The following is a 21,940-nucleotide window of genomic DNA, read 5'->3' on the forward strand; positions in this document are numbered from 1 at the left end:
CGACGCGGTACCACCCACACGAACCATCCCCGGATCTCGAACCGACTAATCAGTCCAAGAACCGGGGACCAGTTCACCCGCCCCGCGCCTCCAGGACGGTTTGGTGGTGCGTCAGCGACGCACGTCGCACCCGCAACTCGCGCCCAGGACCAACTCGGCGGGCACAAGGTCGCGGTGCCACTGGTTGTCCGCGTCGAGCCCGAGCACACGGTCGACGGCGGCGGTCGCCATCGTCTCGATCGGCTGCCGGACCGTCGTGAGCTGCGGGTTCGTGTAGTCGGCCTCGGCACCGCCGTCGAACGACACGATCGCGACGTCCTCCGGTGCGCGCAGCCCGAGTTCCCACAGTGCCCGCAGCACACCGACGGCCTGCATGTCCGAGCTGACGAAGACGGCGCGGGGTCCCGTCCCGTCCGCGAACATGCGCAGGCCGGCCTCGTACCCGCCCCGCCGGGTGAAGTCGCAGCGCACGATCGGGCCGTCCGGCAGCCCGGCGTCGCGCAGGGCCCGCATCCAGCCCTGTTCGCGGAGCTCCATGGAGCCGGCGTGCCCCATGACCAGGCCGATCGACCCGTAGCCGTGCTCGACCAGGTGGCGGGTGCCGTCGTATGCGCCACGCAGGGCGTCGACGCCGATGCTGGCGTACTCGGGCACCTCGAAGAAGGTGTTGAGCAGGACCATCGGGATGCCCGGGTCCGACACGGTGGACAGGTCCGGGTGGGTCATGATGCTCGTGACGATGATCCCGTCGACCTGGCGGGCGGACAGGCTGCGGAGCCGCTCGCGCTCCTGGCTGGCGTCGCCGTCGCTGTTGGCGAGCAGGACGTCGTAGCCGCGGGCTGCTGCGGCGTGGGTGACCTCCACGGCGAGCTCGGACCAGAAGGGGTTGTCGAGCTCGGGCACGATGAGCCCGAGCATCTTCGACGACCCGGTGCGCAGGGCCTGGGCGCTGGCGTTCGGGCGGTACCCGAGGACCCGGATCGCGTCACGGACCCGGGCGGCGGTGGCCGCCGCGACGGGGCGGGGGCCGTCGTGCACGACGTAGCTGACGACGGAGGTGCTCACGCCGGCGTACCGGGCGACGTCGGCGCGGGTGACCGCCCTCGGGGTCGTCGGGACGCTCACGGGTGCCACCTTCGTCGGCTCGGAAGTCGCGTTCGGGTGCCGGCCCGTGCGGACCGACACCCGAACACCACTTGCTATTCGCTGGCGATACTAGACGAGGGCACCGCCGAGGTCGTCTCCGGGGCGTCCCCGAAGTCCGGCACCTCGAGGCGTGCACCGCCCTGCAGGGCCGACTGGTGGGCGATGATGCCGGGCAGCGTGAAGCGTGCGGCGGTCCAGGCGTTCACCGGCGGCAGGGTCCGGTCGACGACGGCGCGGACGAAGTCGTCGGCCAGGAACTGGTGCGAGCCCTCGTGCCCGGTCGGCACGCCGGCGTACTCGGCGGGCAGGCGGTCGGTGTCGTGCACCTCGGCGTAGCCGGACACGAACGCGTCGCGCAGCGAGGGGTCGACGCCGGCGAGACGCGGGTCGTCGAGGTCCATCGTCGCCTGCGTGTTGATCTTGTCGCTGATGTCGTGCGAGTCCTCCTTGTCCTGCCAGACGCTGGTCTTCGCGAGCTGTTCGAAGCTCGCTTCGGTGCCGAAGTAGCGGAAGCGGGACTCGCGGATGTGCGACGGGTAGCCGACACGGCGCATCTCGTTGATGCGCATGACGCCGCCGTTGTCGAGCTCGAACAGGGCGGTGGCGTTCGAGAAGTCGTTGTCGAACTGGCTGACGTCCTTGTCGAAGACGCCGTCGCCCCGGTCGTCCTTGACGCCGATGCAGCTGACGCTGACCGCGTGTCCGGGGATGGCGCCGAGGACGCCGCCGACGGAGTGGGTCGGGTACAGCATGGGCGGGTAGCTGGCGGTGCGCTTCCAGTCCTCGCCACCGCTGAACTGGTACGCGGCGTAGAACCCGAGGTCCATGTCGTGCACGTAGTCGCCCTCGGAGTAGAAGACCCGGCCGAAGGCGCCGTCGGCGACCTGCTTGCGGGCGAACACCGTCGCGGGGTTGTAGTAGCTCGTCTCGCCCATCATGTAGGTGAGCCCGGTCTCGCGGACGGCCTCGATGATGTCGCGGATCTCGTCGACGGAGATCGCCATCGGCACCGCCGAGTAGACGTGCTTGCCGGCGCGGAGCGCCTTGACGACGAGCGGACCGTGCGTCCAGCGTTGGGTGAAGATCGCGACGGCGTCGACGTCCGAGGCGAGCACGGCGTCGAAGTCGGCGAACGTGCCGTCGAGGTGCTGCGACTCGACGAGCTCCGACGCGCGGTCGTCGACGAGGTCGGTCACGAAGACGCGGTCGACGTCCGGGTGGAGCTTGAACAGCTTGGCGAACTGGGGGGCGAACTGGCCCGCGCCGACCATTCCGACAGAGATCATCAGTGACCTTTCCAGGGTGAGGGATGCGTCGCCGGGCAGGTCGCGCCGATGCGATCGACCGCCATCCTGACACGATTGTCTACACGTGACAACCCTGGATTCGGAGCGTGAAATAGCCTCTTGCCACCCGATGTCACCACGTGTAGATTCCCGGCTCACGGACTGCTGCACGTCAGTCCACCGCAGACGAAGGAGTCGCGATGGCCACCGAGAGCCCTGTGTCGTCACCCTTGACGACCGCCAGCACGAGACGGAGGAGTCGGGCAGCCGACCTCCCGCTCGCCCGTACCACCGTCCCACGCCGCCGCCGTCCCCGGAACGACCTGTGGCTCGCGCTGCTGTTCATCGCGCCGGCCGCGATCGGCTTCGTGGTGTTCCTCGCCTGGCCGACCGTGCGGGGCATCTACCTGAGCTTCACGTCCTACAACCTGCTCACCGAGCCGGAGTTCACCGGGCTGCAGAACTACGCGCGGCTCGTGCAGGACTCGATCTTCTGGCACTCGATGGTCGTCACGATCGAGTACGTGCTCATCAACATCGTCATCCAGACGGTCGTCGCACTGTTCATCGCCGTGATGATGCACCGCCTGACGAAGTCGACCTTCGTGCGCGGCATCGTCCTGGCGCCCTACCTGGTGTCGAACGTCGTCGCGGCGCTCGTCTGGCTGTGGATCCTCGACACCCAGCTCGGCATCGGCAACGAGATGCTCGCGGCCCTCGGCCTGGACCGCATCCCGTTCCTGCAGAGCGACGTCTGGGGCATCCCGTCGATCGCGCTCATCAACGTGTGGCGGCACGTCGGCTACACGGCGCTCCTGATCTTCGCCGGCCTGCAGTCGCTGCCCGAGACGGTGTACGAAGCCGGCCGCATCGACGGTGCGAGCGAGTGGAAGATGTTCTGGCGCATCACGGTGCCGCTGCTCCGCCCGATCCTGTCGCTGGTGCTCATCATCACGGTGATCGGGTCGTTCCAGGTGTTCGACACCGTCGCCGTCACCACGCAGGGCGGCCCCGCGAACGCCACGAACGTCGTGCAGAACTACATCTACAACCTGGCGTTCGGCCGGTTCCAGTTCGGCTACGCGTCCGCGGTCTCGGTCGCGCTCCTCATCGTCCTCAGCATCATCACGATCATCCAGTACCGCCTCACCCGCTCGGGTGAGTCGGACCTGGACTGAACGGAGCGCCGCACCATGACCACGACCCTCACCCGTTCCGTCACCACGAAGCGTCCGCCCCGACCCGGAGCCGGCCACCGTCGCCGTCCGTCGGTCGGCCGCGTCCTCGCCTGGGTCGCGATGATCATCGTCATCGTCGTCACCCTGTTCCCGTTCTACTGGATCCTGCGCACCGCCCTGTCGTCGAACGGTGCGATCAACTCCGACCCCACGTCGCTGCTGCCCGTCGGGTTCAGCCTGGGTGGGTTCGAGCGGGTCCTCGGCCTGCAGTCCACCGAGGAGGCCCTCGCCCAGGGTGGCTCCGGCGCTGCCCTGAACTTCTGGCGGTACCTGCTCAACTCGGTGATCGTGTCGACGCTCGTCACGGTCGGCCAGGTGTTCTTCTCGGCCGCTGCCGCGTACGCCTTCGCCCGACTGCGCTGGCCCGGACGCGACAAGGTCTTCGGGGTGTTCCTCGCCGGCCTGATGGTGCCCGCGATCTTCACGCTGCTGCCGAACTTCACGCTCATCAAGCAGCTCGGGCTCGTCGACAACCTGCTCGGCATCGCGTTGCCGACGATGTTCATGACCCCGTTCGCGGTGTTCTTCCTGCGGCAGTTCTTCCTCGGCATCTCGAAGGAAGTCGAGGAGGCCGCGCTGATCGACGGCGCGGGCAAGGTCCGGGTGTTCTTCCGGCTCGTCATCCCGATGGCCGCTGCACCGATCGCGACGCTCGCCGTACTGACGTACATCACGAGCTGGAACGACTACTTCTGGCCGCTCATGGTGTCGTACACGGACAGCTCGCGGGTGCTCACCGTCGCCCTCGGCGTCTTCAAGTCGCAGTCCCCGCAGTCCGGCACCGACTGGGCCGGGCTGATGTCCGCGACCCTCGTGGCGGCGCTCCCGATGATCGTGCTGTTCGGCGTCTTCGCCAAGCGGATCGTCAACTCCATCGGCTTCTCCGGGATCAAGTAGCCCCGGCTCGGACAGGACCACCACACCATGACGAACAACCTCTCCCGCCGCGCACTGTTCGCGGGCGGCGCTTCAGCCCTCGCCCTCGGTGCGCTCGCCGCCTGCTCGTCCCCGAGCCGTGGGACCGCGTCCAAGAGCGGCGCCCGCACCGTGAGCTACTGGCTCTGGGACTCCAACCAGCTGCCCGCCTACCAGCAGGTCGCGAAGGCCTTCCACCGCGAGAACCCCGACATCACGGTGCAGATCACCCAGCTCGGGTGGGCCGACTACTGGACCAAGCTGACGGCCGGGTTCATCGCCGGCACCGCGCCGGACGTCTTCACCGACCACCTGACGAAGTTCCCGCAGTTCTCCGACCTCGACGTGCTCTACAAGCTCGACGAGCTCGACGCGACGAAGTCCATCAGCGACGACGACTACCAGTCCGGCCTCGCCGAGCTGTGGAAGGGCCAGGACGGGCACCGCTACGGCTCGCCGAAGGACTGGGACACCATCGGGATGTTCTACGACCGGAAGGCGATGCAGAAGGCTGGCGTCTCCGACGACGAGCTCGCCACGCTCGAGTGGAACCCCGACGACGGCGGCTCGTTCGAACGGATGCTCGCGCACCTGACCATCGACTCCAAGGGTCGGCGGGGCGACGAGCCCGGCTTCGACAAGGAGAACGTCGAGGTCTACGGCATCTCGTCGAACGGGTCCGGCGGCGACGGCTTCGGCCAGACGCAGTGGTCGCCCTTCACCGGGTCGACCGACTGGTTCTACACGAACGAGAACCCGTGGGGCGACAAGTTCCGCTACGACGAGAAGACCGTGCAGGACACCCTCGCCTGGTACTACCGCCTGGCCGACAAGGGCTACATGGCGAAGTACGGCGTCTTCTCGACGACGACCGGTCCCGACGTGCAGCTCGGCGCGGGCAAGTGCGCGCTGTCGTTCAACGGTTCGTGGATGATCGGCACGTACCTGAACATGAAGGACCTCGACATCGCCGTCGCCCCGACGCCGATCGGGCCGACGGGCAAGCGGGCGTCGATGTTCAACGGGCTCGGCGACTCGATCACGAAGCAGGCGAAGGACCCGGAGGCGGCGGCGAAGTGGGTCGCGTTCCTCGGCAGCGACACCGCCCAGGAGATCGTCGGCCGCGCAGGCGTCGTGTTCCCGGCCCGTCCCGCCGGTACCGAGGCGGCGGTCGCGTCGTTCCGGAAGCGCGGGCTGGACGTGTCGGCGTTCACCCGGCAGGTCGAGGAGAAGACCACGTTCCTGTTCCCCGTCACCCGCAACCCGGCGGACGTGCAGGCGCTGCTGCAGCCGGCCTTCGACAACGTCTACGCGAACGGCAAGCCGATCTCGACGTTGACCGGCATCAACGAGCAGGTCAACAACCTGCTGGCGCTCACCTGAGTGCGCGGGTCGCCTGACGCGGTCTGACGCGACCACCCCTCGGTCTGGAGGCACGGGGCACGCCCGCCCCGCGCCTCCAGACCGTCAGACTGGTCACGTGGAACGACGTGAGCAGATCCTGGTGGCCGCTGCGGAGGAGTTCGACCGCGTCGGCTTCGCCGCCGCGACGATCGCGGCCATCGCCCGCGGGGCGGGCGTCTCGCAGGGGGCGCTGCACTTCCACTTCCCGACCAAGCTGGCCCTCGCGCTCGGTGTGATCGACGAGCAGAACGTCCGGACCTTCGACGTCGTGAGCCACACCGAGCAGTCACCAGCAGCTGCCCTGGTCGGCGCCTCGCGAGCCATCGCGGACCTGCTGCGGACCGACCCGATCGTGCGGGCGGGCATCCGGTTGTCACTGGAGCGCGGCGAGTTCCACGCGGCCACGGTCAGCTTCTACGAGCAGTGGATCGGCGGGATCGTCGACGTGTTCCGGCTGGCGATCGCGAGCGGCGAGCTCCGCACCGACCTGACCGCGGAACAGCTCGGCGCCACCGTCGTGCCGTACTTCACGGGCGTGCAACTGGTGTCCGACGTCCGCACCGGGCGGGCCGATCTGTTCCCCGCGGTCGCGACGATGTGGCGGGTGGTCCTGACGGCCACGGCTGACCCGGCGCACCGCGACCGGCTGCTCGGCGTCGTCGACGAGGCGTTCAGCGGTCGTGGAGTTCGCGGTCGCGGAACCACTTGAGCAGCCACGCGGCGCTCGTGCGGTCGAACGACCGCGGGAAGTCCGTCTCGCCGGACAGGAACGGACTGAAGCCCGGCTCCGCGTGGACGTCCGCGTCGTCGAGCGAGCGGTAGGCCATCGACCATCCGTCGAAGCGTCGTCGCTCGATGTCCTCGCGGATGAGCGACTTCACCTCGCCGTGCCGCGGATCACGGCTGATGGCGGCGAACCGGTCGTCGACGCTCCACGCCGGACCCTCGAGCAACTGCATGAAGCGACCGCCCTTCACCACGAGCAGTCCGGAGACGCCGAGCGCCTCGTTGCGGAGCCGTGAGCCGTCCAGCAGCGTCGCCAGGTCGCCGTCGTCGAAGGGGACGACGGCGCGACTCATGTAGACGATGGAGACGAGCACGGGTCCATCTTCGTGCGACGGTCCCGATTGCGCGAAACGGATGTCCGCAGAACGTTCTCGGCTCAGTCGGCGGGGAGCTCGTGGGCGGTGACGTCCTCGTTGCGCTTCTTCCGCCACGGCCGCGCCGGGGTGTTCGGGCCGTCCCAGACCAGGATCGCGCCCCACGCGGCGGCCAGCAGCGGCACCGAGATGATGGCCCCGGTGATGCCGGCCAGGACGGTGCCCGCGGTCAGGCCGATGAGGATGACCAGGCCGTGCAGCTTGAGGGTGCGTCCCATCAGCACCGGCTGGAGCAGGTTGCCCTCGAGCTGGTTCACGAGGATCACGATCCCGACGACGATGAGCGCCTGGACGGGACCGAGTGCGACGAGCGCCACCAGCGCGGCCAGGATGCCGGCTGCCGTCGCACCGACGATCGGGATGAAGGCCGTGATGAACACGACGACGGCCAGGGGGAGTGCCAGCGGGACGCCGACGATCGCGATGCCGACACCGATGCCGATGGCGTCGACGGCGGCGACCGTGGCGGTGCCGCGGACGTACCCGCCGAGGGTCGAGACCACGCGGTCGCCCACCCGGCGTGCACGGTCGTAGCGCTCACCGGTGAACGGGCGGAGCAGGAACTCCCAGATGCTCGGGCCGTCCTTGAGGAAGAAGAACAGCACCACGATCATCAGCACGAGGCCGGTCAGGAAGTTCGCGGTGGCCGAGGCGCCGGCCAGGGCGCCGGAGCCGAACTGCGCACTCGTGATGAAGTCGGTGACGGACGCCACGGCGTCGTCGACCTGCTTGTCCGAGATCGAGATCGGCAGGTTCTTCGCGAAGTCCTGCAACTGCTGGAACCCGTCGACGGCCGACTTCTGCAGCTGCGACCACTGGTTCTCGACGGCGACGACGATGAGCCACCCGATGAGCCCGAGCACCGCGAGGACGCCGATGAGCACCGCGAGGGTCGCGAGGACCGACGGCACCTTGTGCTTGCGCAACCAGGACACGATCGGGTGCATGGCCGAAGCGATGATGAGCGCGAGGAGCACCGGGATGGTGACGACGCTCAGCACGCTGCCGGCGTAGACGACGCCGGCGATGACCACGACGACGATGATCACCTGCAGGCACCGCGTGGCGAGGCGGCCCGTCGAGTCGGACCACGCCGCCTGGATCTTCGAGGGGGTGGTCGGCTGGGGGCTGTCGCGGAAGAACGGCATGGGATCGACCGTACTGATCCGCGGGGCGGCGCGCCCGGACCCGCGCCCGGCGTCGCGGATCAGGTGGAGACGGTCCGCCGGACGTCGACGTCGTGGGAGTCCCGTGCGGCGGGCGCGACGACGAAGGCGGCGACGAGCAGCACGAGGGGCACCAGCATCGCCGCCTGCAGCCCGAGGTGCTCGCCGACGAAGCCGAGCAGGGGCGGTCCGACCAGGAACGCGATGTAGCCGGCGGTCGCGACGACCGACACCCGGCGGTCCCCGTCGGTCGGGTGGTCACCCGCTGCCGAGATCGCGAGCGGGAACCCGAGCGCGATGCCGAGCCCCCAGACGCCCGCGGCGATCGCCGTGACCACCGGGCTCGGCGAGACCACCACGAGCAGGACCCCGATCCCGCCGACCGCGGCGCAGAGCCGGACGACCGGGCCCCGCCCCAGCCGCGTGACGAGCGGGGTGCCGGCCGACCGGCCGATGAGCATGGCGAGCGCGAACCCGGTGAAGACCAGCGAGCCGACCGCTTCCGGGGCGTCGTGGTCGGTCGTCATCAGGAGCGGGAGCCAGTCGCTGGCGGCACCCTCGGCGAAGGCCATCGCGAGCGTGATCACCGCGATGAGCGCGAGCTGCACGGTGATGACGGAGCGGCGGGTGGCCGTGGTGACGCGGGACGTGCCGGCGGCGTCTGCGGTGTCGGCTCCCTCCGTCTGCACTCCGGCACGCGGCAGCGGCTGCAGGTTGAGGGCAGCGAACGCCGCGAGTGCCGCCATCACCGCAGCCCCCACGAGCAGGTGCACGAGCACCGGTGTCCGGGCAGCCGTCATCGCGATGCCGACGACACCGCCGACGACGGTCCCCAGGCTGAAGCAGGCGTGCAGCACCGGCACCACCGGGTGGCCGATGCGCCGCTCGACCGCGGCGGCCTCGACGTTCAGCCCGATCTCGGCGACCCCCGACCCGAACCCGATCAGGAACAGCCCCGCCCAGACACCCGCCGGCACCTGTGCCGGGGCGAGCAGGGCGACGAGGACCATCCCCACCACGGGCAGCGCGCCACCGAGCAGGATCAAGGGTCGTGTCCCGAGCCGTCGGACGAGCGCACCGGCGCCGAGGATCCCGATCATCGACCCGATCGACAGCCCGAGGAGCACGAGCCCCATCGCCTCGATCGACGCCCCGAGTTCGTCGCGGATGGCGGGCGTCCTGGTCACCCACGTGGCGATGCCGAAGCCGGTCATCGTCGACGTGGCGAACAGGGCCCCTCGAGGGTGCCGGGTCATGTGACCATCTGATCGGTCCGCCGACGGCCCGTCAAGGGTGCGGTCGTCAGCGGAGCATGCCGAGGGCGCGGGCCTCGGAGACCGCGGCCGTGCGCGAGGACACCCCGAGCTTCGAGAACACGTGCACCAGGTGCGACTTCACGGTGGCGTCGCTGATGTGCAGGCGCGCGGCGACGGCGCCGTTCGACGCCCCCTCGGCGACGAGGCGCAGCACCTCGAGCTCCCGCGCCGACAGGCTCACCGACGGGGCGCGCATCCGCGCCATGAGCCGACCCGCGATCGTCGGCGCGAGGGCGCTCTGTCCGGACGCGGCGGCGCGGACGGCCGCGACGAGTTCGTGCGGGGGCGCGTCCTTGAGTAGGTACCCGCTCGCGCCGGCCTCGACCGCACCGAGGATGTCCCCGTCGGAGTCGTAGTTCGTCAGCACGAGCACGTACGGCGCGGCGTCGAGCGCGCGGATCCGTCGCGTCGCGTCCGCCCCGGTGAGGTCCTGCCCGAACTGCAGGTCCATGAGCACGAGTTCCGGCGAGAGCCGGGCGGCGAGGTCCACGGCTTCGTCCGGGGTGGACGCCTCACCCGCGACGACGATGCCGTCCGTGCCGTCGAGGAGTGCTCGGAGCCCGGCGCGGACCACCGGGTGGTCGTCGGCGATGAGGATGCGGATCACCGGACCTCCAGGATCGCGACGAGCGTCGTCCCGCGGCCAGGGGCCGAGTCGACCTCGAGCCGGCCGCCGAACTGCTCGACGCGCTCTTCGGTGGCACGCAACCCGAACGAGTCCGTCGTGCCCGACCGGTCGTGGACGGCGACCGGGTCGAAACCGACGCCGTCGTCCGCGATGGTGAGCCGGGCCTCCTGACCGTCCACGGTGAGTGACAGTCGGACGTGGGTGGCCGCGGCGTGCTGCACCACGTTGGCGACGGCGCCCTGGGCGATGCGGAGCAGCGCGGTCTGGACGTCCATCGGCAGCGAGGCCTCCGCGACGTTGACCGTGACGTCGAGGCCGTCGCGCGACCACTGGGAGCCGGCCAACCGTTCCAGAGCTGCTCCGAGTCCGCGTTCGAGCGCCGGTGGTGCGAGTTCGCGGATGAACCGCCGGGTGTCGGCGAGGCCCTCGGCAGCGGTCTCACGGGCGAGCCGGATGTGCTCCGTCCCCGGACGCTCCCCGTCCGCGCGTTCGGCCGCGTGCAGCAGCATCTGGATGCTCGACAACCCCTGCGCGACGGTGTCGTGGATCTCACGGGCCAACCGGGCCCGCTCAGCGAGGACGCCCTGCTCGCGTTCGGTGACGGCCAACCGGTCGCGCGTGGCGAGGAGCTCGGCGACCAGGGCCTCGCGTTCGACCGCCTCGCGCGCGAGCGCCCGGTACCCCAGTCCGATGAGCAGTGCGACACCCGCTCCGACGAGCGGACCGACCACACCACCGGCGGTGAATCCGCCGTGCAGTCCGAGGGCGACGACGGCGACCAGGGTCGCGGCGATGACGGCCACCGGTCCGACGATGCGCGGCAGGACGTGCAGGTACAGGAAGAAGAGCGGGAAGACGAGGTAGGCGGCCTCGGGGACGCCGACGAGCAGGGCGATCCAGACGAGGGTCAGGGCGACGAGCCAGACCGCACCGGCGACCGTCCGACGGCGGCCGTCGCCGCGCGCGACGACCGCCCCGAGCAGGTACACGCCCGCGAACACCGCAGCCAGGGCCAACCGCACCCACGTGCCGGCGCCACCGTCCACGAGCACCCGCACGACGACCAGGGCGAGCAGCGCGGCCGACAGCACGTGCAGGCCGGTCCGCAGACCGACGAAGACCGGGGTGAGGGTGCTGTGCGCCATGTGCTCCCCAGCGTACGGAGGCACCGGCCGGTGGGGATCAACCGAAAGTTCGATCGGAGGACCGAACCCTCCGGCGATGCCGGGTGGGAGCACCGCGGCGAGGCTGGGAGTCGTGGTCGTGGAAGGTCTGCGACCCGGGAAGGGAACACCGTGTTCGTCGCTTGGCGCGATCTCCGGTTCGCCCGTGGCCGGTTCGTCCTCATCGGCTCCGTCGTGGCGCTCATCACCCTGCTCGTCGGGTTCCTCGCCGGGCTCACCGGCGGGCTCGCGTCGCAGAACGTCTCGGCGGTGCTCGACCTGCCCGGCGACCGCCTGGTCCTGCAGCAGCCGTCCACCGGGCAGCCGTCGTTCGGCGACTCCACCATCGGGCAGCGGGCCGTGGACGGCTGGCAGGCGGCCCGCGGGGTCGACGACGTGGTGCCGGTGGGCATCGTCCAGGGCCGGGCGACGGCACCGGGCGCGGGGTCCGGCGCTGCGGGGTCGGGCGCCGCGGGGTCGGGTGCTGCGGCGTCGGGCGCGGCCGTCGGCGTCGCGCTGGTCGGGCTGCCGACGGGAGCACGGTCGACCCCCGTCACCGATATCGCACCCGGTCGCGACGACCAGGTCGGGCTGTCGTCCGGTGCTGCGGCCGACCTCGGCGTGCAGGTCGGCGACCGCATCACCGTCACCGGGACGGACTACCGCGTCGCCGTCGTCGGTGGCGACGCCTGGTACAGCCACACACCGGTGCTCGCCATGACCCCGGAGGCGTGGGCCGCGGCCGACCGGCGGCTCGGCGGCGACGGCGCGCCGACCGTCCTGGCCGTCAGCGGCAGCCCGGACTGGGACGCAGTCGCAGCGTCCACCGGCACGTCCGCCGCGTCGCCGCTCGGGTCGCTGACCGCCCTCGAGACCTTCCGGTCCGAGATCGGGTCGCTCGGCCTGATGATCGTCATGCTCTTCGGGGTGTCCGCGCTCGTCGTCGGGGCGTTCTTCACGGTCTGGACCATGCAGCGGGCCGGCGACGTCGCCGTGCTCAAGGCCCTCGGCGCGAGCACCGGATCACTCGTCCGCGATGCGCTCGGACAGGCGCTCGTCGTGCTCGTCCTGGGGATCGGCGTCGGGATGCTGGCCGTCGTCGGACTCGGCGCGCTCGCCGGCGGTGCACTGCCGTTCCTGCTCAGCCCGGTCACCACCGTCGTGCCGGCCGCCGCGATGGCCGTCCTCGGACTCGCCGGCGCCGCCGTCGCGCTCCGCACCGTCACCTCCGCCGACCCCCTCACCGCCCTCGGGAGCAACCGATGATCACCCTCGACGACGTCACCCTGACCTTCCCCGACGGCGACCGGCGGATCACCGCGGTCGACCACGTGTCCCTCGTCGCCCGGCCCGGCGTCGTGACCGGCATCACCGGCCCCTCCGGATCGGGCAAGTCGTCGCTGCTCGCCGTCGCCGCGACGCTCATCCGGCCGGACTCCGGTCGGGTGCTCATCGGCGACGTCGACGCGGCCGCGCTGTCCCGGGACGAAGCCACCGCCCTGCGGCGTGCGCACATCGGGATCGTGTTCCAGCAGTCGAACCTGCTCCCGTCGCTGACCGCACGGGAGCAGGTGCTCGTGATGGCGCACCTCGGCGGCCGGCACCCTGCCGGAGGTCGTCGCGCGGGAGGGCTCCGGGACCGGGCCGACGACCTGCTGGACGCCGTGGGGCTGTCCGACCACCTGGACAAGCGGCCGGCGCAGCTGTCCGGCGGGCAGCGGCAGCGCGTCGCGATCGCCCGGGCACTCGTGCACGAACCCGACGTCCTGCTCGTGGACGAACCGACGAGTGCGCTGGACCAGGAGCGCGGCGCGGCGATCATGGAGCTCATCGCCAAACTGACGCGCGAGCGGGACACCGCGACGATGCTGGTCACCCACGACCTGGTGCACCGCGGGACCCTCGACGAACTCGTCACGGTGGTGGACGGTCGGCTGGCCGGGGCGCCGGTGATCGCCGCCTAGGATCGGGCACATGGCGACCGTCCTCCTCGTCCGACACGGACGCACCACCGCGAACGCCACGGGCGTGCTCGCCGGACGCACCGCCGGCGTGCGACTCGACGCCGTCGGCCGCAAGCAGGCCGACCGGACCGCGGAGCGCATCGCTGCCGTGCCGGTCGTCGCCGTCGTGTCGAGTCCGCTCGAGCGGTGCCGGCAGACGGCCCGGGCGATCCTGGAGCGACAGTCGGGCGACCCCGCGTCGGCCATCGAGCGGGCGATCACCGAGGCGGACTACGGCGAGTGGCAGGGGCGGAAGCTCGTCGACCTGGCGAAGGAGCCGCTGTGGCGGACGGTGCAGGCGAACCCGAGCGCCGTGGTGTTCCCCGGCGGCGAGTCCATGCAGACCATGCAGTCCCGGGCGGTGTCGGCCGTCCGGCGCATCGACGCCCAGGTCGAGGCGGAACACGGGCCCGGAGCGGTCTGGGTCGCGGTGAGCCACGGAGACATCATCAAGTCCGTCCTGGCCGACGCGTTCGGCATGCACCTCGACCTGTTCCAGCGCATCGGCGTCGGGCCGGCGTCGGTGTCGGTCGTGCGGTACGGCGAGCACCGGCCCGAGGTGGTCGCGACGAACACCGAGTCCGGCGATCTGTCGTGGCTCGCGACCGCTCCGGCGCCCAGCGGGGACGCAGCGGTCGGCGGCGGAGCCGGACATCCGGAGGCCCCGTCCGAGGCAGGCCCTGCCAGACCCTGAACGGGCGCAGGCCCGCACTCCTACAATGCGGGTATGCCCTCCATCGTCCACGGCTTCGACTGGCCGGACCGCCTCGTCGTCGGCACCATCGGCCGTCCGGGCGAGCGCGCCTTCTACTTGCAGGCCCGCTCCGGCAAGCGCGTCACGAGCGTCGCCCTCGAGAAGGAGCAGACCGCCGTGCTCGCCGAGAAGATCGACGAGCTGCTGGACGAGGTCGCCACGGTCGAGGCGAACCGCTTCAGCGTGCCGGACACCGCCCCCGTGGAGCTCCGCGACCCGGAACCGCTCGACCAGCCGGTGGAGCCCGAGTTCCGTGCCGGTGCCCTGAGCCTGGGCTTCGACCCGTCGACGGCGCAGGTGGTCATCGAGGCGTACCCGATCGACGACGACGTCGAGATCGTGTCCGAGGAGAGCGAGGACGGCCTCGAGATCGAGGCGGTCGTCGAGATCCCCGAACCCGACGAGCTCTTCCAGGTCAAGATCCCGGTCGGCACCGCTCGCGCGTTCGTCGAGCGCACCCGCGAGATCGTCGCCGCGGGCCGTCCGCCCGGCGACGCATGAGCGACGGCTCACTGAGCATCACGGCGCGGATCCGTGAGGCCTCGAACGCGACGTTCCTGGCCGAGCTGGACGGCGAGGCGGTCGTCTACAAGCCGATCGAGGGGGAGCGCCCGCTCTGGGACTTCCCGGACGGCACGCTCGCCGGCCGCGAGGTCGCGGCCCACCTGGTGTCCGAGGCGTTCGGTTGGGGCATCGTGCCACCGACGTGGCTCGGTGACGGCCCGTTCGGCCCCGGGATGGTGCAGCGCTGGCAGACGATCGACCCGGACCAGGACGCCGTCGACCTCGTCACCCCCGAGACCGCCGAGGCGGAGGGTTCGCCGTGGCTGCCCGTCCTCGAGGCGATCGACGAGCACGACCAGCCGGTGACGCTCGTGCACGAGGACTCCGAGGCGTTGCGCCGCATGGCCGTCTTCGACGTCGTGGTGAACAACGCCGACCGCAAGGGCGGGCACGTGCTGGCGATGCCCGACGGACACCGGTTCGGTGTCGACCACGGGCTGGCCTTCCACGTCGAGCACAAGCTCCGCACGGTGCTGTGGGGCTGGATCGGCGAGCCGCTCGGACCGGACGAACTCGAGGGGCTCGACCGGGTGTCGGAAGCGCTCCGCGGTGCCCTGGGCGACGAACTCGCCGAACACCTGACGCCGGAAGAGGTCGACACGGTGCGCGCGCGGTGTGCGGCGCTGCGGGCCGTCGGCATCTTCCCGCCACCGCCGGGGCACGGCCCCGCGGTGCCGTGGCCCTTGTTCTGACGCACCCGTCTGTTCTGGAGCACTCGTCGTGAACCGGCGGCCCGGCCCGACCGGCCGTGGACACCCGGCCAGATGTGGACACCCTGGTCCGGGACGGTGGGGCCCGTCGGGTCCGGACCCCACCGACCGGTCCGCGTCCGTGATCCGTGGACGCGGAGACCCGTGGCGTCCGGTGGCGTGCGCCGTTGCACTCCGGGACCCCGCGGGAGTCGACCGGTCGAGAACGGATCAGGTGCACTCGGCCGACCGCTTCCGGCACGCCGACGACGTCGGCGCAGGAAGAACGATCACGGCGGCCGGGGTCTGGGGCAACTGTGGTGGCGCTCAGCATACGACTGCGGAACCCCGCGCAACAGTCCCTGCCGGGACCGATCCGGCGGCTAGTCGAACAACGACGGCCCGCCGCGGCGCGACCCCAGGTACGACCCCACGACAGCGACACCGAGGTCGTCGTTCTCCGGAGCGACGACCGAGCCGTCCACCCGCTTCGCCATCGCGTCGATGAACCGTGCGAGCCCCGGGTCGTCGCCGAGGCGGAAGAACGTCGTCTGGGCGCCGAGACGACCGGCGTTCTCGAGCTCCCGAACGGTCAGCGCGATCGTCACGGGGTCCGGCGGGTAGTCGAACCACACCTGTCCGTTCGGCTCGAGGTGCGACGTCGGTTCCCCGTCGGTGACGATGAGCAGCACGGGTTGGGCGGTCGGGTGCTTCCGGAAGTGCCGGTTGGCGAGGAGCAGCGCGTGGTGCAGGTTCGTGCCCTTGTCCCACATCGCGTCGAGACCCACGAGCTGCTCGATGTCCACGACCTCGGCCTCGCGTCCGAACGCGATGAGCTGCAGGTCGTCGCCGCGGAACCGCGTCGAGACGAGCGTGTGCAGCGCCAGGGCCGTGCGCTTCATCGGCACCCAGCGGTCCTCCATCGCCATCGAGAACGACGTGTCGACGAGCAGTGCCACGCAGGCCTGTGTGCGGGACTCGGTCTCCTGCACCTCGACGTCGTCGATGGTCAGGCGGACGCCGGGGCCCACCCGCCCGTCGGCCGCGGTCCGGGTCAGCGCGTTCGTGATCGACCGGGTGACGTCCCACGGCTCGGTGTCGCCGTACGCCCACTGCCGGGTCGCGCCCGAGGGTTCGCCGGCCGCACCGGACTGCCGGATGTCGCGGGCACCCTGTCGGCCGGACATCCGCTCGGCGACGTCACGGAGCAGGCTCTTGCCGAGCTGCCGCATGGCCTTCGGGGTGAGCCGGAGCTGCCCGTCGGCACCGCGGCGCATCGCCCCGGAGTTCCGCAGGGCCTTCTCGAGCTGCTGCAGGGTCCTGGCGTCCACGGCGGCCTCGGCGCCGAGCTGCCGGGTCAGGGCGTCGAGGTCCAGGTCGTCGAGCTCGGAGCCCGGTCCGGACTGGGCGAGTTGGTCGGCGAGGGCGTCGAGGTCGGCGATGTCCTGGAAGACCCCGGTCCCGTCGCCGAGTCCGAGCCCCTGGTCGCCCTCCATGCGCTCGGATCCGCCCCAGTCCTCACCGGGGCGGAGGGACCGCAGGTTGCCGTCGAGCTGGGACAGCTGCCCCATCAGGTCGGGGGAGCCGAAGGCCTGCTGGGCGAGGGCGTCGAGTTCGTCGCGCTGCTCCTCGGTCATCGAGTTCCGCATGCGCTGGGCGGCGGCGGCCCGTGCCGCGAGGTCGTCGAGCAGCTCGTCGACGTTCGCGGGGTTCGACGGGAAGTACTCCGCGTGCTCCGCCATGAACGCGTCGAACTGCTCCTGCGAGTCGGTGCCGGCGCGGTGGTCCTCGAGCAGCTGGTTGAGGTCCTGCATCATCGCGCTGACCGCGGCACGGTCTTCGTCCGTGGCCCCCTCGAGCGCCTGCTTCATGCCCGCGAAGCGCTGGTCGAGCACCTCGCGGCCGAGCAGGTCCTTGATCTCGTCGTACTTCTGCCGGGCCTCGCGGCTCGTCCAGTCGTACCCGCCGAGCTCCTGCACCGCGGCGGCCGGCGACGGGGACAGGCTGTCGAGCTGCATCTCGGCCAGGGCGCGGTCGCCGTCGTCGAGGTCCACGTTGCGTGCGAGTTCGCCGCGTTCGGCGCGGAGCGCCTGGTCGAGCAGTTCGCGGACCTGTTGCAGGGTGCCGTCGAGGTTGTTCTTCGCGGTGAGTTCCCGCCGCCGCTCCGCGACCTTGCGCGCGAGGTCGTCGAGTCCGCGCTGCGTCCGGCCACCACGGCGCAGGAACTCCCGCATGGCCCGCTCCGGTGAGGTGCCGGCCATCACGTCCTGCCCGATGGCGTCGAGTGCTTCGGCGAGGTCGGCGGGCGGCGCGAGCGGGTCCGGACCGTCGTGGTACTTCCCGTACAGCGCTGCGGCGCCGTACCGGGTGTCCCGCGTCAGTCGTCGGTTCTGCCTAGCCATAGACGGCTTCGCCCCCGCCGGACTCCTTGCTGATGCGGCGGGCGAGGAAGAGCCCCTCGAGCGCGAGTTCGATCGCACCCGCGCGCTCGCCGTCGTTCGTGGCACCGAGGCGTTCGCAGACCTGGTCGTACAGGTCGGACTCGCCGATCGACGGCAGCCCCTCGAGGAACGCCCGTGCGCCGACCTGTTCGCCCGTCGTCACCATCGTCCCTCCGTCGAGCGCCTCGACGAGCACCCCGAAGTCGAGTCCGCGGAACCGGGCACGCACCGTCTCGGCCGTGGCGGTCCGCAGCAGGTGCTCGAGGACCTCGTCCGCGCGGTCCTCTTCGCCGTTCTCGAACTCGATCTTGCCGCCGAGCACGTCGACCGCCGTCTCGAGGTCGATCGGTCGCGCGACGGCCTCCGGCTCGCCCTGGCGTGCTGCACGGTGCACGGCCGCCGCGGCGACCGTCTCGGCGCCGGCGATCGCGAACCGGGCGCTGACACCGCTGCGCTGGTCGACCGCGCTCGACCCGCGCAGGGCACGGGTGAAGCGGGCGAGGATCTCGACGATCGCGTCCGGCACCTCGGCGGTGAGCTGCGCCTCCTGCCGGATGACCGCGATCTCGTCCTCGAGTTCGATCGGGTAGTGGGTCCGGATCTCCGCGCCGAAGCGGTCCTTCAGCGGCGTGATGATCCGGCCGCGGTTCGTGTAGTCCTCCGGGTTCGCGCTGGCCACCACGAGCACGTCGAGGGGGAGTCGGAGCACGTAGCCACGGATCTGGACGTCGCGTTCCTCCATCACGTTGAGCATCGCCACCTGGATGCGTTCGGCGAGGTCCGGCAGCTCGTTGATCGCGACGATGCCGCGGTGGCCGCGGGGGACGAGTCCGAAGTGGATGGTCTCCGGGTCGCCCAGGCTGCGCCCCTCGGCGACCTTCATCGGGTCGACGTCGCCGATCAGGTCGGCGACGCTCGTGTCCGGCGTCGCGAGCTTCTCGACGTAGCGGTCGTCGCGGTGCCGCCACGAGATCGGCAGGGCATCGCCGAGGTCGTCGGCTCGGCGGGCGCTCGCGGTGGTGATGGGCTCGTAGGGGTGCTCGCCGAGCTCGGAGCCGGTGATCACAGGGGTCCACTCGTCGAGCAGGCCCTGCAGGGTGCGGAGCAGGCGGGTCTTGCCCTGGCCGCGCTCACCGAGCAGGACGACGTCGTGTCCGGCGATCAGGGCACGTTCGAGTTGCGGGATCACGGTCGTCTCGAAGCCGTGCAGGCCGGGCCAGGGGTCGTCTCCCGCGCGCAGCGCGGTGAGCAGGTTGTCGCGGATCTCGGCGCGGACCGTCTTCTGGACGTGGCCAGAAGTGCGGAGCTCGCCGACCGTGCGGATGTCGGGTCGGGTCACCTCCTCGACGCTACGCCGCGATCGCGAAAGCGACCGGAAGGCGGACGGGAGGCCCGTGGCGGGCCCGCCCCGTCCTCCCTCGCAGGCTCGGTCGGCGCGCCCCGCGCAACGCTTCGCGTTGCCGCTGAGCGGGGCGCGCCCGTCCGCTTGTGGGTTTCCATAGCAACCGCAATGATTGAGGCTCCGGCATCGGAGCCGGATTCGATAGGGGGATCCGGCTCCGAGCCGGCCCCGTCGTACCGAATGTGAACCATCTCGCCGATCTCGGCGTAGGTTCCCCTCTCGTGAGCAGCACGAACGGGGCGATCAAGAGCCTGGTCCCCGCCAGGATGGACAGACTGCCGTGGACGAGGTTCCACTGGAGTGTCGTCGTCGGACTCGGGGTCTCCTGGATCCTGGACGGTCTGGAGATCCAGATCGTCTCCAACGCCGGCTTCCAGGCCGACCTGAACCTGTCGACGCAACAGGTGACCTCCCTCGGCACGATCTACCTGGTCGGCCAGGTGGTCGGAGCGCTGGTGTTCGGGCGCATGTCCGACCGGCTCGGGCGGCGCAAGCTCTTCATCCTGACGCTCGCGATCTACCTGATCGGCTCGGGCGTCGCCGGTCTCGCCCAGGACTTCTGGTTCCTGGCCGCGTTCCGGTTCGTCGCCGGTCTCGGCATCGGCGGCGAGTACGCGGCGATCAACTCGGCGATCGACGAACTGATCCCCGCGAAGTACCGCGGCCACGTCGACATCGCCATCAACGGCACCTACTGGGGCGGCGCCGCGCTCGGCGCCTTCGCGAACATCTACCTGCTCGACACGGCCAACTTCTCGGAGAGCATCGGCTGGCGCATCGGCTTCTTCCTCGGCCCGGTGCTCGGCATCGCGATCATCTTCCTGCGGCGGCACATCCCCGAGAGTCCGCGCTGGCTCATGACCCACGGGCGCGAGGAAGAGGCCGAAGCGACCGTCACCCAGATCGAGGAGGCGGTCGAGAAGTCCACGGGCAAGCGGCTGCCGGACGTCGACGAGTCGAAGGCCATGACCGTCACGCCGACCGACCGCGTCGGGTTCCTGACCATCGCGCGCGTGCTGCTCAAGCAGTACCCGACGCGCACCCTGGTCGGTGCGTCGATGATGATCACGCAGGCGTTCCTCTACAACGCGATCTTCTTCACCTACGCGCTCGTCCTGACGAACTTCTTCGGCCTGAAGACCGCGCAGACGTCGATCTACTTCTTCCCGTTCGCGATCGGGAACCTGCTCGGACCGATCATCCTCGGTCGGTTCTTCGACACGTGGGGCCGTCGGCAGATGATCTTCCTGACGTACCTGGTGTCGGGGCTCGTCCTGGCGACCTCTGCGTTCCTCTTCCGCGCCGACGCGATCTCGGCGACGGTGCAGGTGGCCTTCTGGTGCGTGTCGTTCTTCTTCGCTTCCGCCGGTGCCTCGAGCGCGTACCTGACGGTCAGCGAGATCTTCCCCCTCGAGCTGCGGTCGCAGGCCATCTCGTACTTCTTCGCGCTCGCGCAGGTCTTCGGTGCGGTCGCACCGCTGATCTACGGTGCCTTCATCGGGGACGGGTCCTCGCGTGAACCGCTCTTCTGGGGGTACCTGCTCGGGTCTGCGGTGATGATCGGCGGTGGGGTGATAGCCCTGGTCTTCGGGGTCGATGCCGCACGGAAGGGGCTCGAGGACGTCACCCAGCCCCTGTCCGTCCTGACCGGGGACGCGGAACAGCAGCGACGCTGAACAGCAACGGCGGCCATGCAACATTCTGTATTCAGAGTGTTTAGCACGGCCGTCGTCGTGGTGTCACGGTGCTGGCATGGCACTCCTCCACAGCGCGACACCCACCACGACGATCCACGACGGTGCCGGTGCGGTCGGCCAGGGTGACCGCCGTGCGTGAGGCTGGCGCGATGGAGCAGTCACCGATGCGTGTCGGCCGGGGCGACCGCGACCCCCACGGCCTCCGGCGCAGTCTGTTGCGCGACGCGGTCTTCCTCCGCCTGCTCGACAGCGTGCTGCGCGGCGAGTACCGCCGCGGGCAGCGCCTGCGCCTCGACACCATCGCCGAGGACATGCGGGTCTCCCGCACGCCGGTGCGCGAAGCCCTCGTCTCCCTCGAGTCCCATCAGCTCGTCACCGTGCAGCGGTACGTCGGCGTGGTGATCACGCAGTGGTCCGTCGGGCAGATGACCGAGCGCCTGCGCATCGCCCGGGCGCTGGTCGTCGACCCGCCGGTGAGCGGCACGGGCCACGACGACCGATTCGACCCGGCCTGGCTCCGCGAGTGCTGGACCGAAGCCGGGGCCTTCGTCGAACTCGCCGCGTGGTTCCTCCGGCGGCGCGGCGCCTCGGTCAGCGCCGACTGGATGCTGTCGCAGCGCACCGTGCTCGACACGTTCTTCACCGACGACGTCGCACTGGCCAACGGGATCGACGCCGTGGTCGACCGGGCGCGGCGACTCGACCTCGTCGACCAGGCCGTGCGGGCAGCGGAGCGTGACGCGCTCGACGACTGCGCCGTGGTGCTGCTCGAGCTCGCGGCGGCGCTCATCGCCCTGCCGGACCGGTTCCGGGTGGCCGTGGCCTCCTGAGCCGTCCCGGCTGCGGGTTCGCACAGGTCGGCGCCACGGCGCACGGATCCGGGGGTCGACGGTGGCCCGGTGGGCTCGCTCCGACGTCGTTCGCACTGGATCGCCAGGGACCTCCGTGGCAGCCTTGACCGGTTGCCG

General features: G+C 70.8%; 20 protein-coding genes. 11 read left to right on the plus strand and 9 right to left on the minus strand.

All coding sequences use genetic code 11. The features are described from left to right. Positions 1-111: 111 nt before the first annotated feature. Together HQQ88_RS07950 and HQQ88_RS07955 are read right to left on the minus strand one after the other, a co-directional pair. Entirely contained in the window at positions 112-1,125 is a 1,014-nt protein-coding gene (locus HQQ88_RS07950; protein WP_243692417.1) for a LacI family DNA-binding transcriptional regulator, read from the minus strand. Positions 1,126-1,199: 74 nt separating this feature from the next. After that, the gene (locus HQQ88_RS07955) at positions 1,200-2,435 is read right to left on the minus strand and encodes a Gfo/Idh/MocA family protein (RefSeq protein ID WP_123339021.1); all 1,236 of its coding nucleotides are present in this window, start codon (positions 2,433-2,435) and stop codon (positions 1,200-1,202) included. A 197-nt stretch (positions 2,436-2,632) separates the two neighbouring features. Between HQQ88_RS07955 and HQQ88_RS07960 the strand changes: the two genes are divergently transcribed. From HQQ88_RS07960 to HQQ88_RS07975, 4 genes are all read left to right on the plus strand, one after another. Continuing rightward, positions 2,633-3,610: a carbohydrate ABC transporter permease gene (locus HQQ88_RS07960; RefSeq protein WP_228506149.1), complete on the plus strand. Its 978-nt coding sequence runs from the start codon at positions 2,633-2,635 to the stop codon at positions 3,608-3,610. A 15-nt stretch (positions 3,611-3,625) separates the two neighbouring features. Continuing rightward, positions 3,626-4,567 (plus strand): carbohydrate ABC transporter permease, encoded by a 942-nt coding sequence (locus tag HQQ88_RS07965; protein WP_123291849.1) that lies wholly within the window; start codon positions 3,626-3,628, stop codon positions 4,565-4,567. 27 nt (positions 4,568-4,594) lie between these two features. Beyond that, on the plus strand, positions 4,595-5,968 hold the full coding sequence (locus HQQ88_RS07970) for a sugar ABC transporter substrate-binding protein (RefSeq protein WP_123938368.1): 1,374 nt from the start codon (positions 4,595-4,597) through the stop codon (positions 5,966-5,968). Between the two features lie 97 nt (positions 5,969-6,065). Next, on the plus strand, positions 6,066-6,698 hold the full coding sequence (locus tag HQQ88_RS07975; protein WP_134194579.1) for a ScbR family autoregulator-binding transcription factor: 633 nt from the start codon (positions 6,066-6,068) through the stop codon (positions 6,696-6,698). On the opposite strand, the gene HQQ88_RS07980 is transcribed toward HQQ88_RS07975, so the two are convergent. The 5 genes from HQQ88_RS07980 to HQQ88_RS08000 all read right to left on the minus strand — a co-directional run bounded on the left by HQQ88_RS07980 (position 6,661) and on the right by HQQ88_RS08000 (position 11,404). Next, the gene (locus HQQ88_RS07980) at positions 6,661-7,089 is read right to left on the minus strand and encodes a BLUF domain-containing protein (RefSeq protein WP_111084665.1); all 429 of its coding nucleotides are present in this window, start codon (positions 7,087-7,089) and stop codon (positions 6,661-6,663) included. The genes HQQ88_RS07975 and HQQ88_RS07980 overlap by 38 nt on opposite strands. 62 nt (positions 7,090-7,151) lie before the next feature. Beyond that, positions 7,152-8,297 (minus strand): AI-2E family transporter, encoded by a 1,146-nt coding sequence (locus tag HQQ88_RS07985; protein WP_123291852.1) that lies wholly within the window; start codon positions 8,295-8,297, stop codon positions 7,152-7,154. A gap of 59 nt (positions 8,298-8,356) precedes the next feature. Next, positions 8,357-9,571, minus strand: a complete 1,215-nt coding sequence (locus HQQ88_RS07990; RefSeq protein WP_123938366.1) for an MFS transporter — start codon at positions 9,569-9,571, stop codon at positions 8,357-8,359. A 46-nt stretch (positions 9,572-9,617) separates the two neighbouring features. Next, positions 9,618-10,238, minus strand: a complete 621-nt coding sequence (locus tag HQQ88_RS07995; RefSeq protein ID WP_123291854.1) for a response regulator transcription factor — start codon at positions 10,236-10,238, stop codon at positions 9,618-9,620. Continuing rightward, a complete protein-coding gene (locus tag HQQ88_RS08000) occupies positions 10,235-11,404 on the minus strand; it encodes a sensor histidine kinase (RefSeq protein ID WP_173169137.1) in 1,170 nt (389 codons plus the stop codon). The genes HQQ88_RS07995 and HQQ88_RS08000 overlap by 4 nt, the downstream gene beginning before the upstream one ends. A gap of 150 nt (positions 11,405-11,554) precedes the next feature. On the opposite strand from HQQ88_RS08000, the gene HQQ88_RS08005 reads away from it, so the two are divergent. Genes HQQ88_RS08005 through HQQ88_RS08025 form a run of 5 tightly spaced genes read left to right on the plus strand, consistent with a single transcriptional unit; the run spans position 11,555 to position 15,435 of the window. After that, positions 11,555-12,688 carry an ABC transporter permease gene (locus HQQ88_RS08005; RefSeq protein WP_173169138.1) on the plus strand — a complete coding sequence of 378 codons (1,134 nt, stop codon included), beginning with the start codon at positions 11,555-11,557 and terminating at the stop codon, positions 12,686-12,688. Beyond that, entirely contained in the window at positions 12,685-13,386 is a 702-nt protein-coding gene (locus tag HQQ88_RS08010; protein ID WP_123291857.1) for an ABC transporter ATP-binding protein, read from the plus strand. Before HQQ88_RS08005 ends, HQQ88_RS08010 begins: the two co-directional genes overlap by 4 nt. Positions 13,387-13,396: 10 nt before the next feature. Then, positions 13,397-14,119 (plus strand): MSMEG_4193 family putative phosphomutase, encoded by a 723-nt coding sequence (locus tag HQQ88_RS08015; protein WP_173169139.1) that lies wholly within the window; start codon positions 13,397-13,399, stop codon positions 14,117-14,119. 33 nt (positions 14,120-14,152) lie between these two features. Next, complete coding sequence (locus tag HQQ88_RS08020; RefSeq protein WP_123291859.1) at positions 14,153-14,680, plus strand: DUF3090 domain-containing protein; 528 nt, start codon at positions 14,153-14,155, stop codon at positions 14,678-14,680. Then, on the plus strand, positions 14,677-15,435 hold the full coding sequence (locus HQQ88_RS08025; RefSeq protein ID WP_131880514.1) for an SCO1664 family protein: 759 nt from the start codon (positions 14,677-14,679) through the stop codon (positions 15,433-15,435). Before HQQ88_RS08020 ends, HQQ88_RS08025 begins: the two co-directional genes overlap by 4 nt. A 380-nt stretch (positions 15,436-15,815) precedes the next feature. Here HQQ88_RS08025 and HQQ88_RS08030 read toward each other — a convergent pair whose 3' ends face one another. Continuing rightward, the gene (locus tag HQQ88_RS08030; RefSeq protein WP_173169140.1) at positions 15,816-17,834 is read right to left on the minus strand and encodes a VWA domain-containing protein; all 2,019 of its coding nucleotides are present in this window, start codon (positions 17,832-17,834) and stop codon (positions 15,816-15,818) included. Further along, positions 17,827-19,212: an AAA family ATPase gene (locus HQQ88_RS08035; protein ID WP_123291862.1), complete on the minus strand. Its 1,386-nt coding sequence runs from the start codon at positions 19,210-19,212 to the stop codon at positions 17,827-17,829. Before HQQ88_RS08035 ends, HQQ88_RS08030 begins: the two co-directional genes overlap by 8 nt. Before the next feature lie 284 nt (positions 19,213-19,496). Between HQQ88_RS08035 and HQQ88_RS08040 the strand changes: the two genes are divergently transcribed. Further along, positions 19,497-20,951: an MFS transporter gene (locus HQQ88_RS08040; protein WP_311316753.1), complete on the plus strand. Its 1,455-nt coding sequence runs from the start codon at positions 19,497-19,499 to the stop codon at positions 20,949-20,951. Positions 20,952-21,121: 170 nt separating this feature from the next. Beyond that, positions 21,122-21,802 (plus strand): GntR family transcriptional regulator, encoded by a 681-nt coding sequence (locus tag HQQ88_RS08045; RefSeq protein WP_131846694.1) that lies wholly within the window; start codon positions 21,122-21,124, stop codon positions 21,800-21,802. The last annotated feature ends 138 nt before the right edge of the window (positions 21,803-21,940 follow it).

Source organism: Curtobacterium sp. VKM Ac-2861, from assembly GCF_013204965.1.
GTDB lineage: Bacteria > Actinomycetota > Actinomycetes > Actinomycetales > Microbacteriaceae > Curtobacterium.